The organism is Paraburkholderia sp. SIMBA_053, assembly GCF_046534895.1.
Taxonomy (GTDB): domain Bacteria; phylum Pseudomonadota; class Gammaproteobacteria; order Burkholderiales; family Burkholderiaceae; genus Paraburkholderia; species Paraburkholderia caledonica.
The window spans coordinates 1-245 of record NZ_JAWRXU010001430.1 but is presented as its reverse complement, the minus strand read 5'-3'; the positions used below and the strand labels follow the sequence as shown (position 1 = coordinate 245).

1 protein-coding gene is annotated in these 245 nt (G+C 62.0%); it reads left to right on the top strand.

Translation table 11 applies throughout. The annotated features are described in order from the left end of the window. Positions 1-245: hypothetical protein (locus tag SB753_RS40335; RefSeq protein ID WP_410805583.1), on the top strand; the 245-nt coding region annotated here is incomplete at both ends.

The window sequence follows — 245 nt, the reverse complement described above, 5'->3', positions numbered from 1 at the left end:
GCCGCGCTGTGGGACGGGGACATCCGCTGGTTTAACGAACTACACCCCACAGGAGCGTTGAAACTCCTGAAAGTGCACGGGTCGCTCAACTGGCGGGCCTCCCGCGAGTTAGTCGGGAGTCCGTTGCCGGTCCTTGGTATCGATGAATTGGGCTCAGAGCGACGGCTGCCAACGAACGTACCCGCGATGGAGGTCTCGATCTTTGGCCTCGGCAGCAAGCTGCGTTCAGACCACGCTTACCCGGC